The following is a 17,839-nucleotide window of genomic DNA, read 5'->3' as shown; positions in this document are numbered from 1 at the left end:
CCGTTAGGGTGTTATTGTGTTCGTAGCGCTTCTACTGCAGTAATAACGTCTTTATAGGCCTTCTCTTCATAAACGCCGAAGCCTGTCAATTGACGGGCTTTGATCTTCGTAAAAATCGGTTGTGCTAGGCCCGTTAAAAAGCGTGTTATTAGAACCGATGTGAGCCTTGTCTCTGAGCTTTTGTTTCGCAGCTGTTGTGTGAATTCAGTGACATAGTGAGCCATTTGTTGACGCTGTTTTTCCAGCGACTCTTTTTGCTCTATTGGTTCGGGGAAGACAAGCACTTTTCCACGGCATACAGAGCAATGTCCACAATATTCTGGGGCATTTTTATCACCAAAATAGCGAGCTAGGTTATGGTTCAAGCAGCGATTGAGTTCAAAGAAGCGAATCATGGTGGCAATGCGTTCGATTTCTGCAGTTTGTTTTTCTGTAACGTATTGATCTAAGGCGTTCAGTAAGGTGTCGAGATGAAACCGTTCCAGATTGACTTGATAGACCTCGGTTAGTTGCTTGCTTTCTAGTGTGAGCACATGGTGAGACTCAGCGTATTCTAATAGTTGTAGAACATCGCCGCGAGAAAGCCCTGATTGCTGATAAATTAAATCGAAATTTGGTGTGCCCCAGATTTTCTTATATTGAATGCCTTTAAGAAGAGCGTCGTAAGCGGCACGCATGTTGTCAGGCACTTGTGCCGCAAAGGCATAGCGATCACCTTCCCACTTTAAACGCACATCTGCGTAATAACTGTATTTAGGAGTGATAGCCCCGAGAATTTCGAGTTGAACCAAGAGGGTTTTTAACGGCAGTGAGCGAATGTTAGTTTGGTTGGATAAGCCGTATAGCTGGGTTTCCCAAAGCGTTTGTTGGTCGTCATTGGTCTCCGCTTGTTCTTCAATGGTAGTGAGCAGGGAGGCAATGCCTTGTCTTTCCGGTGTATCGCCATAAACGAAGTTTTCTAGCGTGTGCAATCCCTCTAGGCTGGCTAGCAGTACACAACGGCTGGCTTGGTTATCACGTCCCGCTCGGCCGATTTCCTGACTGTAATTCTCAATGGATTTTGGTAAATCATAATGTACGACGAGTCGAATGTCCGCTTTGTCTATGCCCATGCCGAAAGCGATGGTCGCGACAATGATACGTGTGTGACCTGCCATAAAGTCTGCTTGAATTTGGCTACGAAGGTCGTTGCCGAGTCCGGCATGGTAGGAGGTCGCTGAGTAGCCTTTTGATCTTAGTGCTTGAGCGATATCATCTGCAGTTTTTTGCTGAGTCACATAGACAATGCTGGCTCCTTGAGTGTTGTCTAAAATCGCCGTCAGCTTATTGAGTTTTTCATGGCCTTGTGCAGGAATAAGATCCACGTCTAAGTTGTGGCGATAAAAGCCTGTTTGCACAATGTGCTCAGGGAAAATATCAAACTTTTGTGCCATGTCTCTTTGCACTCGACGAGTGGCCGTGGCGGTTAAGAGCAAAACGAGAGGGATGTTTAGCTCTTGTTTGTATTGCGGGAGTTTTAAGTAGTCAGGGCGAAAATTGTGTCCCCACTCAGAAATACAGTGTGCTTCATCCACCACTAGCATAGAAATTGGCACTTGCTTGATAAAGCGGCGAAAACGTTCGTTCTTAAAACGCTCGACCGAGATCATGAGAATTTTAATGGCACCATTTTGGGCTTGTCTCATGACCTCCTGACTGTCTTCTTTGGATTGGCTGGAATCCAAGCAGGCAGCGGGAATGCCTTTACTTTGTAAAAAAGCTAATTGGTCATGCATTAGTGCGATTAGCGGCGAAATGACTAAGGTCAGGTTGGGTAACTGTGTGGCGGTAAATTGATAGCAAAGAGACTTTCCTGAACCCGTTGGGAAAACGGCAAGGGAAGAATGCCCTGATAACAACTGAGTAATGGTTTGGCCTTGGCCTTCACGAAAATGCTCGAAACCAAATATGGTGTGTAATGCCCCTTGTAAATCGCGCGCTTGAAAGTCTGGAGTGAGGGTTAACGGTGTGGTGGTCTTCATCGAGAAAACTGCCCCCATTCTTGTTCACAGCTGTGCAATTCACTCAAATGATTGAGCCAATACTCTTCACTGGCAAACCAAGGAAAAGCTTTGATAAACGCAGGGTCGCTCCAACGTTGCTGTAACCAGGCCGCATACTGGATAACGCGAGCGCTTTTGAAGACATCGATCAGGTCTAATTCGCGGGTTTCAAAAGGCAAATACGCTTCGTATCCTTCAATCATTTCACTCAGTTGCTGCCTTGGGTTTTCGGTTTGTGTCAGGTGTAGCCAGATATCTTGAACGGCCACACCGTTTTGACAATCGTCAAAGTCCAATAAATGAAATTGACCGTTATGCAACATCAAGTTGCTTCGATGGCTGTCCCCATGAATGGCTCTCAGTTGAGTGGGCCAATAGGCTTGAATGCGAGTGGCACTCAAGTCAATCAGCTTGGTTATTTGAGCCTGATAAATAGGTTTGAGTTTTTGTGGTAGATAGTCTTCTGCTAAAATGTGCTTAGCCGCCTGAGTCATTTGTTCAAGAGGCAACACACTGATGCGTTTGGTAAAAGGGGCGTTCATTTTTTGATGGACTTGGCCAATTAATTCACCCAGTTGATACAGCTGATCAAGGTTGTCTGCCTCTGGATGTTGTCCAATGAGTTTTGGGGACAGGCAAAAGTGTATGCCGTTATGGCTAAACAGGCTTTCACCGTTAAATACCATGGGAGCGACAACGGGCACGCTTTCCTCTTGTAACCTTAATAGGGTGAGGTGTTCCTCTTTGATTTGGGCTTCACTCCAGCGTTCTGGTCGGTAAAACTTGGCGATCACTGTTGGGCCGTCTTCTATCCCGATTTGATAAACTCGGTTTTCGTAGCTGTTTAATGGATAAATTCGCGAGTCGCTCCATAAACCAGTAGACTCGACGGCATCGAGAATCACGTCAGGAACGAGGTGGGAAAAAGCGTGGGAAGCAGACATAGTTAACTCTCTGGTGAAATAAAAAAGACTCGCTGCCGTGTTCATACCAGCAATAAATCGCAAATCAATAGGGGACGATAACGGGGACCGTCTCCAATGGCAAGCTTACCGTGTCCGATTAAAACCGTAAGCCCAACATTTTCTTTAGCGTTATTTCTTGATGCGGTGTTAATGGTTCCGCTTCTTCCATACTGATGCGTCTTCCCCAAGTATGCCATGCTTTGACCGCATCTTTTTGCAGCCCTCTTGCTAGTAGATTCTGAACTTCTAGACGGAAAGAGTTAGTGACAACCTCCGGGTTATTCTGTCCAATCTTTCGTAATCGTGTCAGTGCTCGATGAAATTTTTCGATCAGTCTTGGCGCTTCTATGTCGTTTTCGATTAGTTCAGTAATGGTTTTTAAATAATCGTAATAAAGTGCTGGTGTATCACTATTATTGTCTTTTGAACTGCGGATGGCTTTTGATAGGGCTTGTTCTGCTGTGAGCCAGTCTTCTAAATCGATACTAATTCTTCCTAAGCGTAAAGAGCGCTCATAGGAACGAGGGGAGACAAGCAATGCTTTAATAATGATTTCTTGAGCCTCTTTGGGTTGATTGAGTTCTAAATATAGGTCGACTAATAGATCGTAGGCAGAGAAAAAGTACTGGTTTAATTCAATCGTTTGTTCTAGGGTTTCAATCGCTTGCTTGAGTTGGTTGAGCTTAATATGGCATTGTGCCATGCCAAAATGGGCCCATGCTAATTCGTGATTACGTTGCAAAACCTTAGCGTAGTGGGCGCTGGCGGATTGGTATTCTCCTCGTTGATATATGCTTTCCCCAATCACTCGAAGACACTGGCTGGCATATTGAGGGTAGTGTTTAATAATAGCTTTTGCCACACGTTCGAGCGTAATGTAATCCTTTTGTTTTCTGGCTTGATGGGCAAGGTCAAAGACGGTTCTTTGTTTAACGACACGTTTAAGACGGCGATGGAACGCTGCCGGTGTAAAAGGCTTCACTAAATAGCAGTCGGGCTGATATTCTAAAATGCTGACCACGCTTTCATAGGCACGATCTGCAGTAATCATCATAAAAATCACGGGATGATCAAGGTTGTAATGTTTACGCGTTGCTTCAAGTATCTGCTGACCATTGATTTTATTGTCAGCATTAAAATCAGAGAGAATAATATCATACTTGATGGCTTGAATGCGTTTAATAGCGGACTGATCAGATATTTCAAAATCTATTTTCTCATAACCTAACGATACCATTAAGGACTTCAATAAAAAGCGCATCTCAGCGATGCTTTCGATGATAAGAACGCGCTGTTCTGCTGCCGCATCGGATTTCGTAATCACTTCCATGGTCAACCTTGATGTGGATGAGGTTAGCTTAGACATTTCTATAGTCTAGAAGAAAAATTGTGCTTCTATTCTATTTTTTTGCCCGTATTCAATTTTTGTCTAGATGACAATAAGTGCTTTTTTAGAGTAAACCAAGTCGCTTTTTTAAGGTTAGCTCTTGGGCAAGGGTCAAGGCAGAAGCTTCCCCTTTTTCAATGAGTTTGCTCCATAATTGCCAAGAGCGAATGGCTTCTCCAAGGTGATTTCGATAGAGCAACTGTTGAATTTCAAGGCGAAAGGAATTGGATAAGACATTGGGATTAGATTGCCCCAAGCTTCTTAACCGAGATAATGCACGTCTGAATTTATCCTGTAGTCTTGTACCCTCTATGCCTTGTTCGAGCATGGCTGTAATTGTCTTTAAATAGTCGTAATACAATTCGACATTTTCTGAGCTTGTGTCTTTCGCAAGACGAATGGCTCGGGAGAACGATTGTTCTGCTATGACCCAGTCTTTTATCTCGATGCTAACACGTCCTAGCCTTTGAGAGCGCTCAACAGATCTTGGTGAGTTTTCTAAGGCTCTAAGTATCGCAGATTGAGCCTTTTCTAGGTTTCCCATCTGAGTATGAACATCAGCAAGTAGGTCGTAAGCTGAGAGAAAGTGCTTGCTTAGGGCTACTGTTTTCTCAAGATGATTAATGGCAGAAGGGAATTCTTCTAATTGAACATCGCATTGTGCCATCCCGTAATAGGCCCAAGCCAGTGTGCTATTACCATCTACTATCATGGCATAGTGTTGTTTAGCTGACTTGTACTGCTTGCGTTTATAAAGAGATTCACCTATCACTTTCAGGCACATGCTGGCATATTGTGGGTATGCTTTGAGGATCTCTTGAGCGTGCTTTTCCATGGATTCGTAGTCATCTTTTTTTCTTGCTTGATCGACGATAGAAAAGATTTTTTTCTGGCCAATAATTTTGTTAAAACGACGATGAAAGGACGTTGGAGGGAAGGGTTTGACTAAGTAGCTATCCGGTTCATATTCTACAGCGCTGACAACACTTTCGTAAGTTGTATCAGCGGTAATCATCATAAAAATAGCGGAATGGTCCAAGGAATAGTTTTTACGCGTTGTTTCAAGAATGTGTTGGCCATCAATATTGCCGCCTAGATTGTAATCCGACAAAACGATATCGTATTTAAAATTTAATATGCGCTTTAGTCCACCTTGTCCTGATGGCTCAACATCAATTTTTTCATAACCCAGAGAGGTCATTAAAGATTTAAGCATTAAGCGCATTTCTGCAATGTCTTCGATAATAAGAACACGTTTGTCTGTAATGCTGTTTTTAGGCGTGTCTGTTATAGTGTTGGTTGCTGTAAAGTCAACCTGAGTGATGTCTGACATATGACTCTCTGAGGTTAGTATTCTTCGCCTATTATCAATAATGGGGTCGAATGATCAGTTATTGTGCTAACTCCGTTTATAACATATTTTTACACATTCGTTATATCAAACGAGCATCTGTTACGTCAATTTCTGCGCAAAGTCACTTTTGATTCACTGAAATAGGTGATAATGCGTTTCTCTTAATGCTCTTATGCATGCTACTTTCTCTGTACTAAGAACTGAATAACACGTCAATAACGTGTGTTTAGTGATATTTCCAATTTATAAAGAGGAAAAATGAATGTTTAGTCATGTGATGATTGGCGCGAATGATATTGAAGAGTCAAAAACATTCTACGACGCCGTTCTTCAAGAATTAGGACACCCTCCTGGGTCAATCAATCCTGAAGGCCAATGCTTTTACTTTGCGGATAACAATGTTTTTGCATTAACAATACCGATAAATGGTCAACCTGCTGCTCATGGTAATGGTATGACTATTGGCTTTTTAGCTAAATCTACTAAGTTGGTTGATGCTTGGTATGAAGTTGGATTGGCTCATGGCGGTGTTCCTTGTGAGGACCCGCCAGGGGTGCGTGATTTTGAAGATAGGAAGTATTATATTGCGTATTTACGTGACCCCGCAGGTAATAAAATATGTGCATTACACAGCATGCTGTAAAGGGTTAATTCAGAGGCCCTCCTAGACTTTCTTGTTAGAACTAGAGCCTGTTTTTACCTACATGCAAAAAATACTCTGTAAGACTAGGGAGATCCGTGATTTTTCAGTAAAAAGGTCTATGCCAGACCTTTTTACTGAGTAGGGGGTTAATTACTACTACTTTTAGATGTCGCTGTTTCTATCTTAGGTGTGTTATTTTTTTGCTTAACTGATGTCGTAACTGTTTGCGGTGAGAACGGCGTCGCCTTGTCAGGCTCTATTTTCACAAACAGTTCGGACAGTCTTTTTTCTAGTGAATTTGCATAGTCGGTTTTGTTTAACAGCTTGGTGTTTAACGACTCGATTTGCGCCGCCAGCTCTTCAATCTGATCTTTTTGTTGTTTTACTTGGTCATGTAGTGCGTTTTTTTGTTGTTCTAACGCTTGTTCATTTTTCATGTTCTTATCAATAAAAGCCGCAATCGCCTTACCTTGTTGACTAATCGGCTCATCGCGTTTGTCGTCTGCTCCCAGTTTATTTGAAATAGTTAAGAGCATATCTTCGATATTCACAATGTAGTTTTCGTAGGCGCTACTTGGTAAAGCCTTCAATTGTTTGACCGCGATAGCGACCTGTTTTGCATGATTGATGGCAAAGATGGCTTCTGCCGCTTTTTCTTTGATTTTACTAATGGCTCGCGGCTCAGCGTTAATAAAGGCCTCTGCTGCAGTGACGGATGCTGCCGCTTGCGCTAAGGTTTTTGGCGCATAATCACCGATTTGTTCTTGTTTTAACTGATTAAGTTGCTGTTTTGCATCGGCTAAGTAGATTTTAGTGATGGTTTTCACCTCTAGTGCCCGCTGTTTCACAAGTAAGTCGGGCTGGGCGCTAATGGCGGCATTGACTTTGTCGTCAGCAATGTCATCAACCAGTTTTTTTAATTCGTTATCCAGCTGTTTAACCGTATTAGGGTAGTATTTATCTGCTCCAATTTTTGTCAGTTGTGCTTGGTAGTCGAATGCGCTTTCGAGAGTGGTCATAGCACTGCTGCGGATGCTTTGGGCTTTTGTTAAGTAGACGTTGAACTGAGTGATAGCGGATTGAGCTGCCTCAAGGTTGGTTTTTGAACTGAAAAAACCACTGCTACTGTTTGCTTTGGATGGGTCTAAGGCAAACTCCCCATAGTATTCTTTCGCCTCTGCAAGTGCTTTTCTTGCCTCTTTCATTGGTTCTGTTGCAAACCAATCAAGTTCATCACTTTTGGTGGACTCTAAAGCGGAATTCGCTTGATCAAGATCATTTTTTACTGCGTTAATGTCAGAGGCCGTTTTTGATTTAGCAGCATCTGTTGCTAGGCTAGCTGTTGAATCAGGGCTAGAAGCACAGCCTGCTAAAATAAGAGTGAGTGTTGTGACGAGGGCGGCAATTTTGAGCTCGTGTCTCATGTGTACTCCGTTAGAAAAGCCTATTTGAATAAAATCCGATCTATGAAAAGTGATCATCTGACGATATTGTCATAACCACATTTAATATATAAATTAAAGCATAAAAATTGCGTTAAGTTGCTTTAAATATAACAATATTTTCAGGCTCCTTTTATTCATATATCGTTTTTACCTCTTAGTCTCGTTACGCTACAAATAGGTGAACGCTGCAGGAGGCTGTCAGCGTTGATAGTATTAGGTAATATTAATGTTACTATAAGTGTCAGTATCTTTTATTGATAAGCCATTGATTACGAAGTTGATTTAAATAGAAGAGTAAAGCTATGGCGATAATCAGAGTTACTTCAAAATGCCCTTGAGGGTAGCCGCCATTGTGAAAAGGTAAGGTGAAAACACAATATAGAGGGATAATCATCGCAATCCACTGGGACAGTGCTGATTTACAAAAGTGATAGTGCTTTGCTAATTTGTAACAAGTCAGCCCACACAGTAAACCAATTGCGCCTCCGACTAGAACATCAATTGGCCAGTGAGCCCCTACCATTACTCGACTAAACATAATGAGCAGTAATACACAGACAATGGCAAGACGTTGTTGTGTGTTTTTTGCGATCACTAGAAAGAAGGTTGCAATAACGCCCGCTGTTGCAGAATGTCCTGAAGGAAAGCTGTTGCTATGTAGTAGTTTGCCAATAAGGTGAAAGCTCCCTTCTGGTAAAGCGCTCCCTGGTCTCTCCATGGAAAAAAAAGCCTTCATACTATGGGTGATCAAGGTGGTTGGGATGATGGCAATAATGGTGGCTGAAAGCAATTTAGGATGAACATAAACCACAAAAAGCAGAAGAGCAATAGCGACCTGAGTATCGCCTAGTAGCGTGATGGAAGACCATAAAGAGTCGGGAAAGATACTACCTAATGAATTGATTGTCGTAAAACTGGAATGATAGCCCCCCATCAGCCAGAGTCCTAAAGCAAAAGCAAACAATAAACCACTTAACGTCAAAATGAAGCCTAGGGGAATTGTACTAGGCTTACTTGGCTCTGTATTTGAGAGCAAATGGCAGCGAAAAAGTTCAGGTATGTGGATCAAACCGACTATCTCCATAAAAAATAGGAATATTTGAAATTATTACTAAGCATATATCTGAATAGATGAAAATTTCATGAACTTTTTATGCGCTTTTGGTGTTTTTTTGGTGGGCATTGTGTGTTTTTGTAAGTCGATATGTTTTTTTTGTATTCTGAGAGTATTACTTAGAAGGAGGGAAGGGATTTCTTTTGTGAAGATGGTATAAAAAAACCACCTTAGTTTTTCACTAAAGTGGTTTTAGTTCATTAACAAAGCAGCAAGGTAGAGTGTTCATTGCTATCTTGTTTGTCTAGAAAATCGTTTAGGATGTAGATTTTCTATTTTATCTGTTTGCTAATCAGAGGATAGATTGGGTTAAAGAGTGAAAGGGCGGTCGCCGTTTTCATCTTTAATACGAGTCGGTAGTCCCATGGTGTTCAACAAACCTAGGAAAGGCTTAGGATCAAGCTGCTCAACGTTACGCATTTCTTTTGCATCCCATGTTCCATTGGCAACAAGAATGGCGGCGGCCACCGGTGGTACGCCTGCGGTATAAGAAATCCCTTGGCTACCGACTTCGTTATAGGCGTCTTTATGGTCCGCTACGTTGTAGATAAAGACCTCTTTCTCCTGTCCATCTTTTATGCCTTTGACAATATCGCCGATACAGGTTTTGCCTGTGTAATCAGGAGCAAGAGAGGAGGGATCTGGTAAAACGGCCTTCACCACTTTCAGGGGAACGACTTCCAAACCTTCTGCTGTTTTGACTGGTTGCTCTGATAATAACCCGAGGCTTTTCAAGACAGTAAATACATTGATGTAATGCTCGCCAAAGCCCATCCAAAAGCGTACGTTTGGTACATCTAGGTTTTGAGAAAGAGAGTGGAGCTCGTCGTGGCCTGTCATGTAAGCCGTCTGTTGACCAACAACCGGTAAATCGTCTGTACGGCTGATTTCGAACATTTTGTTTTCTTGCCAAGCATTATTCTGCCAAGAATAGACACGCCCAGTGAATTCTCGGAAGTTAATCTCAGGATCAAAGTTCGTGGCAAAATACTTACCATGGCTGCCCGCGTTGATATCGATGATGTCGATATCACTTACGGAATCAAAGTAGTCGTTATAGGCAAGCGCGGCGTAAGCATTCACTACGCCTGGATCAAAGCCTACACCAAGAATGGCAGTAATACCTTTTTCTTTGCAGGCATCGCGACGTTGCCATTCGTAGTTGGCGTACCAAGGTGGGGTTTCACAAATTTTTGTTGGATCTTCGTGGATCGCTGTGTCTAGGTAGGCTGCTCCTGTTTCCATACAGGCTTCGAGTACAGACATATTGATGAAGGCTGACCCCACGTTAATAACGATTTGTGACCCAGTTTCTTTAATGAGTTTTACTGTGGCTGGCACATCCAGAGCGTCTAGGGCGAATGCTTGAATACGACCCTCAACTTTCATACTGCCTTTGTCTAGGACACTGGCTACAATATCGTCGCATTTCGAAACGCTACGTGAAGCAATTGCGATATTGCCCAGTGTGTCATTGTGTTGGGCGCATTTATGGGCTACTACACGAGCCACGCCTCCGCCACCGATAATTAAGACATTTTTTTTCATAATAACAATCTCTTTAAGGTTTAGTGTCGCAGTGTTTTTACCGTTATCATAAACGGGCATTAAGATAAATTTTGCATAAAGTCGTTGTAATCAAACTCCTTAACGACCTCAATGCTGCCATCCAATTGGCGTACGGCAATAGACGGCATTTTTACACCGTTGAACCAGTTCTTTTTCACCATGGTATAACCTGCGGCATCCTGAAAAGACAAACGGTCTCCCACTTCTAGCGCTTTGTTAAATTTGAATTCGCCAAAAATGTCGCCAGCTAGGCAAGATTTACCACAAATCATGTACTCATAGTCACCTTCACAGGGAGACATTTTTGCATTTTCACGATAAATTAGCAGATCAAGCATATGCGCTTCGATGGAACTATCAACTACAGCAAGATGTTTGCCGTTAAACAAAGTGTCTAATACTGTCACTTCGAGCGATGTGCTGTTAGTAATCGCTGCTTCGCCAGGTTCAAGATAGACTTGAACCCCATATTTTTCAGAAAAGGTTTTGAGCCGTTGACAAAATTGCTCTAATGGGTAGCCCTCACCTGTAAAATGAATGCCACCACCTAGGCTGATCCATTGCATTTTGTCGATTAAGTGGCCAAAGCGCTCTTCAATCAGTGTGAGCATTTCGTCGAAACGCGCAAAGTCGCTGTTTTCACAGTTGTTATGGAACATAAACCCTGATATATCGTCGATGATAGTAGCAATTTTTTCAGGGTCCCATTCGCCAAGACGGCTAAAAGGGCGTGCGGGATCTGCAATGATAAATTCTGATGTGCTGACTTGTGGATTCACTCTCAATCCGCGAGTCTTCCCCTTACTTACTTCTTTAAACCGAGAGAATTGACCAATGGAGTTGAAAATGATTTTGTCACTGTTGTCGAGCACTTCTGCTATTTCATCATCGGCGTAAGCGACACTGTAGGCGTGTGTTTCACCTTGAAACTTCTCTTTGCCGAGTTTTACTTCGTATAAAGAAGAGGAGGTCGTGCCATCCATGTATTCTTGCATCAAGTCAAAGACAGACCATGTGGCAAAACATTTCAGCGCCAGTAATGACTTGGCACCAGATTGTTTTCGCACGTAAGCAATCTTTTCTAAGTTGTTTAGAAGTTTGGCTTTATCAATCAGGTAATAAGGTGTCTTGATCATCGCTGCTTGCCTGTCTGCAAAAGGGCGTATTTTAGTGCAAATATGGGACGCTTTTCCACCGTACAATAGGTCTTTTTTGGCGTCAATTTTACAATCTTAGTTATTTCCCTCTCTCTTTTGCTTTTATGCTGGGCATGAGGTCGTATTCAATCTGATGGGAAGTGTTTTAATCGTACCTTTTGTAACGGGCTTTAGAGCGATTGCTTTTATTTGAGAGTCATAAAAACCTATTTTTTGACCCTCTTATTGTATCTGGCTAATTCGCAACGGTTTTCCTTATGTTTTCCTTTAGCTGCTTTTTCCAAAACTCCGTTTGAAACTCGTGATAAGCCTGTTGATAATACTGTTGGCGCTTTTGCTGGTATATGTTGGCTACTTGATTAAGCTGTTGCTGATACGCTATTAGGGCGCTATCTCTATTGTTGCTGAGTAAGGCTTTATACAACATGGCAGCCGAGGCCAGTGCATTGTATATACCTTGTGAAGATAATGGGTCAAAGCTTAGAGCGGCATCACCGCATGCAGCCCAACCTGTGCCATAGTAGGCTTTGAGCCTAGTATCTCGTGCATTATTAATATGTCGCTCTGCATGGATAACTGGGTCAATCGGTATGTGCTTGGAAATGAGTTGTGTATTGGCTAGCTTTGTTTGCCACAAATGGGGGTGTTTATGAAGGGTGGCTGCATATTCGGCACTGGTATGAAAAATAGCTATTAGACGTTTTTGGGGGAGGCGCGCAGCATACCACCAACCATCCGCTTGGCTTTCTATAAAGGTTTGTTGGGAAAGGGTTTTATAGGTAGCATCATCCAATACAGCACTGCTCCAGAGAGCAACGAGTGGTGCCCCTTTTTCTTTTTTAATAGAGAGTAAGCGAGACATCATCGTGCTTCGGCCGCTGGCATCGATAATAAAATCCGCCTGAAATGATTGCTCTTTGTCTGTGATTAAGAGCCAGTTAGTCTTTTCTTTGTATAAATGAAGAAGTGTTTGCTCAACAAATTGAACGCCCGATTCGCGGGCTTGTTCGGCGAGCATTTTCTCAAATGCGTTACGGTTTAGCCGCCAATCGCAGCCGTGTAAAAAAGTCAGTCCATCTTGCTGAGTCAAATGGCCTGCCCAATAACATTGGGTTCCTGTGATAAGGTCATGCGTGTGGGTATCAAGCAGGGGGAGTCCGAGCTTTTTTAACAGTAAGTTGGTGGCCGCAGGCATGGACTCACCAACCTTCTCTCCGGTGTTGCTTGGTCTGCTCAATACTGCAACCTTGTAACCATTACGCCGCATTAATAGGGCAGAGACCAGCCCTGCAGGACCTCCTCCCAATACAGCAACATCAAATACTTGGCACGAGCCTACTGTCATAAATAAACCTCCTTAACGCGAGGTGGGTTTGCGTTGGCGCAGACGTAGCGCATCTTGATGTTGCTCTTCACTAGCCCATCCTGCCTCTTGTAATTTGGCTTCACGAGAGCCTGGCTCAGGGGTCAGTGTCGCTTTGAGCATGGCTTTTGCTTGTTCCATGTAACCGTTGTTCTCTACATAGATAACGGTTGGGAAATCAGGATCATCTTTAATGCCAGGGCGCGCTTCAATGATGCCTTGTTCCGCAAATTCAGCGATCATGCGATTCATGACTTGAGCAATATTGGGTGTAGCACCGTCTGCTTCTGGCCGATCAATAAAGCGATTCCAACTACGCCGCTTGTTAAAGGCGATAATGCGATCTTTTCTAGAAAGGCTTTCATTCATCACGGTTTTATAATCGTCTTCCGTAAGAATGGTGTTGGGAACACGAGCAGGCCAAAAACTGGGTTGATAAAGATCGTACTCATGATTATAGCCAGCTCGACAATACGCTGTGTCGCCCTGCCAAGGTAACCCCATCCAGCGAGTAATTCCACCAGCCACCTGGGCATGCAGTGGACCATTAATTGCTAGCGCTTTAGACTGAGACAGTTTGTCTCCCCACTGATTGGGGCGTTCTGCTACCGAGCTTTGACGAATACGAAAAGGAGCGGCATATAGAGTGGCATGGCGCATTGGCCAGGTCATCTCACAGCCGGGATGAAAAGCATCTGCTAAACAATAATGCATCGCCGCTTTATCTAGCATGGCGGGTTGTTGATCCAAGGGAACATGTTCAAGGTCACGGGGAGGTTGGTAATTTGGATCCCAGTCTTCTTCGAATTCGCCAGCAGCCCAGCGTTGTAGATGGAGTTGCTGTAAAGAGGGTAGCGCCAACATAGTATTAGGAGATGCTTGTAAAAGGTCTCCGCCAAAATCATCGCCATATAGCCACGGCCATAATTGCGGGCAATTAGACTGCGTTTGATAGGGCCGGAAGCTATTGAGCATAATTTGGCGCAGTTCACCATAGGGATCTTGTCTGTGTATTCCTACTCCTATTGGTTTTAGAGCGAGCTTGGAAATAAAGCTTGGATCATCAAAGTTCATTTGCCCACCAGCGCCGAACATGGCGGAGAAGCCTTTGTTTACCCACTGTAAGTTAGATAGGCGCTGCAATTGTGGTAAGACATCGTGAGTAAATGAGGTGGTTTCTGGGACAGGAAGCCAGCCATTATTGACATACACGTCAGTCATTAAATCATACATGGTACGCCAGCCAATAATATCGGGAGCAAAGTTTGGTGGAGCAGTGATAACCCATGAGCCTTCCACTGGAATAGACCGGCCATTAATGCAAACATTTGCGTTGACTGGACCATCCGACATATCGTCAAACCAGTCCGTAGCATTGTTAAAGGAATCACCATTGCTGGCATCATAAGGTGGCAAACCAGAGGGTGATTGAGAAATACCATGTCCTCCTAGGAACAATAGTCGACCTTTATCATCGGTTTGTAATTCACCTAAATAGACGTTTTCGCCTTTAAACTTGCCTTTGTCAAAGCAATACTCTGCTCCCGATTGGCAGTCTCCTGAAATATTGATGGGTTCAGGTGCGATAATAAGTTCTTCTCGGGATGTTCCCTTTACGTCTGGGTTGCGTCGCTTAACGATTAGGTCTTTGCTCTCAGGTATGTCCATTGCGGTAATAAAGTAGAACCAGTTGGCTTTGGTATTCGCCACTTGAACGCGCCAAGAAATATCCGCATTTTGACTGGTGAGTTCACGAACGACTTCCCCAGCCGCATTATAACCGTAGATTCGAAAACGGGCAGCTTGGCGTTTTAGTGTGCCTTGAGGTGTGCGGTAAAAGTCTTTTGGTGCTGCTTCAGGGTGGGGGACTTCTGGACCAATATAGTATTCGGTTTCCGCATTGCCAACACGAGCCACTCCAATGCCTGGATGGATTGCGGCTCGAACAATCACGTCGTCTTTCCCTAGTGGTGTTTGATCTTTCGGTTTAGCGGAGACTGGCTCACCGTCAGGCACCCCATTTATGTTTCGGCGCTGTTGTGCTGAGGCTGCGTAGACATCACGTCTGACCTGGGCAATTGAGCCTTGAGGTTGATGATCTTTCGTGACTCGCCAAATATTCATGCTCAGGTTTTCACCATATTCCGCTTGTCCACGAGCGTTAATATCCTGCATAGGAAATAGGATCTCAGCAACAGGAATAAAAGGACTTTCGTCTTCTGACCATTCAACGGTTGCTTCATCAAGGGGCATGGTGTCTGGATTGGTTCGTAATTGTAGGCAAAATTCAAAGCGTATGTCTTCTTTACCGAGTCGATCAGCCATTTCTTGTGCTAAATAGGTTGGATTGGTTGGTGGCTGGGTCGGTTCCTTTGCTTTGATTGTTGGTTTTAGCATGTATTTTACGTACTGTTTTTCGCCTAAAGAAAAGGGCAAAATCCCCCAGTAGGGTGAGGCTAGAACTGAGCCAACAGGTGTTGCCATTTGGTCTAGTATGTTAGCTGTTTTAGGGTGTGCTTTTAGATAGGGTCCATAGTCGCCTTCAACGACACCTGCTCGGGTAAATTCACACATATCGGTAGCGGTATCGACAAAAAATACAGGGTAGTTTTGCATGATAATGTCGAATGTAGTTTCATCCGGCAAACCGAATATTTTAGGTGTCGGTGTATTAAACAGTTTTAAAGCAAGACCGCAGGTGGTTTTGTAGTCACTGATACTTGGTAAGGTGTCTGAAGAAAAACGTGCCCAAAGTGGGTACTCGGTTCCTGCAAATAATCCTATTTTCAGCTCTTCAGGAAGATCTTTATTAACAATGAAACGTCCTTTTGCGACGCCATGGGGCTTTAAAAAAACGGGTCGTAGAGCAGGACACTGTCCTTTTTCTATGCGTCCTTTCTGAATCATCTCAACGAACATATTCACTAATGATTCGGTAGGATTCGCACAGTTGATTTGACAGTCTTTGTCGTCTGTTATGATTTTATCCATTCTAATCCCTTCTTATGCTTCCATTTTCGTGCTCTTTTCAAGCCTATCCACGTCGCAATAATAAGAGCTTGGAATTTTACTTTAGTACAAGATGAGGGTTTATCAAGGAAGAACAACTTTTATAAATCTTGCGTGGAAAATGACATGGCTTGTTTATAATAAAACCGCTATGACCCTGTTTCGTCCTGTTTGTTTGGCTTGGTATAAGGCTCGATCGGCGGTTTTAAATGCTTCATCGGCAGTTGTTTTTGGGGATTCTATGACAGCAACACCAATAGAAACGGAGTAGTGAATAAGGTCATTTTGGTGAGTAATTGGGTGCGTAAAAATATGCCGGCATATTTTCTTTAATCGGGTGGTTGCATCGTTTGAGGGAGTGTCAGGTAGAAGAATAGCGAACTCTTCCCCGCCAATACGGGCTAAGTGGTCGCAAGGCCGAATGAGTTGACGAATGATGTGGGCAAACTGCTTTAGTACATAATCCCCCGCAGCATGTCCGTAACGATCATTGATACTTTTGAAAAAGTCAATATCGAGAATAGCAAAGGAAAAAGGCTGTGACTGTTGGGTCCATTCCATAAAATGGTTTTTCATCAGTATCTCGAACTTACGCCGGTTCATCAGCCCCGTTAGAGGATCGGTAGTGGCTTCATGTTGAAGTCGTTCTTCATCGTTTTTTCGGTCGGTAATGTCCCAACAAATGCCCGCAATCACATTGTCTATATGGGCGCTGCTTTTGACAATATTGCTGGAAACTTCAACCCAGCAGTATTGACCATCTAGGCGTAGAATCTTTAGGTCACAACGTAAGGTCGATGTATCCGATTTAAGAAATTGGAGCGTGGTTTTAAGAAATGGTTTTCTATGCTGTGGGTATATGCGTCTTAGCCATTGGCGAAGGGAAAATAGTTGGCGAGTAACTTGTTTTTCGTTTGGAGTAAGTACTTCTGAAGTGCACCATAGATGCCCTCGCCGCCAGTCTAATTCCCAACTACTGCAGGCAATATTTTCTTTTAGTATATCGAGTTGATGTTGCTTTGCTCGATAATGATCTCGAACAATTGCACTGGAAATAAAATAGCTGGCTGTTCGCAGTAGTGTGATATCGTTAGCTGTCCACTTATATTCTCTTTCACAGTCATCGAGACCGATAGTGCCCCACCACTGGTTCTCTATGATGATAGGAATGGTGAGCATAGACTTGACCCCTTGACTGACTAAATGGTTTTTTAGCCAGTCATCGGGGAGGGTGCGGGTCATGACGCTTTGATACTCGCCTCGTTTTCGGCTTTCAATTAATGCGATGTATTCTGGTTCGACAATAGGAGATTTAAAACGGTTGAAATGAGGTAAACCAATTTGCTTGTATTTTGTGTGTGCATACCATTCAAAGGCATAGTCTTGAAGGATGTAATCGTGTTGAACTTCTAGGGTTTGAAAAACCCATACGCGGCTTACTAGGGTGGCTTTGCCAAGTTCAGCTAGCAGCTTATTGATGCCTTCTAGCCAGCCTGTGCCTGTCATGAGGTCCTCTGTGCTACATAAAATAGCGGCGAGTACGTCATTTCCTAGGCTTGTTACCTCTCTGTCTACAAGCTTATTTAAGTTGCCTGTCTTTATTACCATTGAGCAAAAAGCCACCACATATAAATTATTCTAAGCCCTAATAGGATACTATTCGTTTTAAATAGATCGCTATTAATCAAGAGCATGTTTTTCATACAGACGCTTCTATTAGACATGTTCTGTCTAGGTTCTGTTACTTAATGTACCCTAAAGTAGTAGTGGTTGAGAACGCTCTAGAGCGAC

At 43.3% G+C, this 17,839-nt stretch carries 12 protein-coding genes; 1 reads left to right on the top strand and 11 read right to left on the bottom strand.

Annotated features, from left to right (window positions below):
- Positions 1-11 precede the first annotated feature (11 nt).
- The 4 genes from MSP8886_RS17045 to MSP8886_RS17030 all read right to left on the bottom strand — a co-directional run bounded on the left by MSP8886_RS17045 (position 12) and on the right by MSP8886_RS17030 (position 5,727).
- A complete protein-coding gene (locus MSP8886_RS17045; RefSeq protein WP_067018666.1) occupies positions 12-2,021 on the bottom strand; it encodes a RecQ family ATP-dependent DNA helicase in 2,010 nt (669 codons plus the stop codon).
- Positions 2,018-2,986, bottom strand: a complete 969-nt coding sequence (locus MSP8886_RS17040; RefSeq protein ID WP_067018664.1) for a serine/threonine protein kinase — start codon at positions 2,984-2,986, stop codon at positions 2,018-2,020. The genes MSP8886_RS17045 and MSP8886_RS17040 overlap by 4 nt, the downstream gene beginning before the upstream one ends.
- Positions 2,987-3,104: 118 nt before the next feature.
- Positions 3,105-4,373, bottom strand: a complete 1,269-nt coding sequence (locus tag MSP8886_RS17035; RefSeq protein WP_083201006.1) for a tetratricopeptide repeat protein — start codon at positions 4,371-4,373, stop codon at positions 3,105-3,107.
- Positions 4,374-4,458: 85 nt separating this feature from the next.
- Complete coding sequence (locus MSP8886_RS17030; protein WP_067018660.1) at positions 4,459-5,727, bottom strand: response regulator; 1,269 nt, start codon at positions 5,725-5,727, stop codon at positions 4,459-4,461.
- Positions 5,728-6,010: 283 nt separating this feature from the next.
- Between MSP8886_RS17030 and MSP8886_RS17025 the strand changes: the two genes are divergently transcribed.
- Positions 6,011-6,391 (top strand): VOC family protein, encoded by a 381-nt coding sequence (locus tag MSP8886_RS17025; RefSeq protein ID WP_067018658.1) that lies wholly within the window; start codon positions 6,011-6,013, stop codon positions 6,389-6,391.
- Positions 6,392-6,537: 146 nt separating this feature from the next.
- Here MSP8886_RS17025 and MSP8886_RS17020 read toward each other — a convergent pair whose 3' ends face one another.
- The 7 genes from MSP8886_RS17020 to MSP8886_RS16990 form a co-directional block, all read right to left on the bottom strand.
- Positions 6,538-7,815: a hypothetical protein gene (locus MSP8886_RS17020; protein ID WP_067018656.1), complete on the bottom strand. Its 1,278-nt coding sequence runs from the start codon at positions 7,813-7,815 to the stop codon at positions 6,538-6,540.
- A 262-nt stretch (positions 7,816-8,077) separates the two neighbouring features.
- Positions 8,078-8,818: a phosphatase PAP2 family protein gene (locus MSP8886_RS17015; RefSeq protein WP_175365320.1), complete on the bottom strand. Its 741-nt coding sequence runs from the start codon at positions 8,816-8,818 to the stop codon at positions 8,078-8,080.
- Positions 8,819-9,259: 441 nt separating this feature from the next.
- Complete coding sequence (locus MSP8886_RS17010; protein WP_067018654.1) at positions 9,260-10,498, bottom strand: saccharopine dehydrogenase family protein; 1,239 nt, start codon at positions 10,496-10,498, stop codon at positions 9,260-9,262.
- Between the two features lie 59 nt (positions 10,499-10,557).
- The gene (nspC, locus tag MSP8886_RS17005; protein ID WP_067018652.1) at positions 10,558-11,655 is read right to left on the bottom strand and encodes a carboxynorspermidine decarboxylase; all 1,098 of its coding nucleotides are present in this window, start codon (positions 11,653-11,655) and stop codon (positions 10,558-10,560) included.
- A 256-nt stretch (positions 11,656-11,911) separates the two neighbouring features.
- Complete coding sequence (locus MSP8886_RS17000) at positions 11,912-13,021, bottom strand: tryptophan 7-halogenase (RefSeq protein ID WP_067018650.1); 1,110 nt, start codon at positions 13,019-13,021, stop codon at positions 11,912-11,914.
- A 12-nt stretch (positions 13,022-13,033) separates the two neighbouring features.
- Positions 13,034-16,030, bottom strand: coding sequence for a LodA/GoxA family CTQ-dependent oxidase (locus MSP8886_RS16995; protein ID WP_067018648.1), 2,997 nt, complete (start codon positions 16,028-16,030; stop codon positions 13,034-13,036).
- Positions 16,031-16,183: 153 nt separating this feature from the next.
- Complete coding sequence (locus MSP8886_RS16990; protein ID WP_175365319.1) at positions 16,184-17,554, bottom strand: sensor domain-containing diguanylate cyclase; 1,371 nt, start codon at positions 17,552-17,554, stop codon at positions 16,184-16,186.
- Positions 17,555-17,839 lie beyond the last annotated feature (285 nt).

It is taken from the genome of Marinomonas spartinae (assembly GCF_900089775.1).
Lineage (GTDB): Bacteria > Pseudomonadota > Gammaproteobacteria > Pseudomonadales > Marinomonadaceae > Marinomonas > Marinomonas spartinae.
The sequence above is the reverse complement of the archived record's forward strand: the minus strand, read 5'-3'. Positions and strand labels throughout refer to the sequence as shown.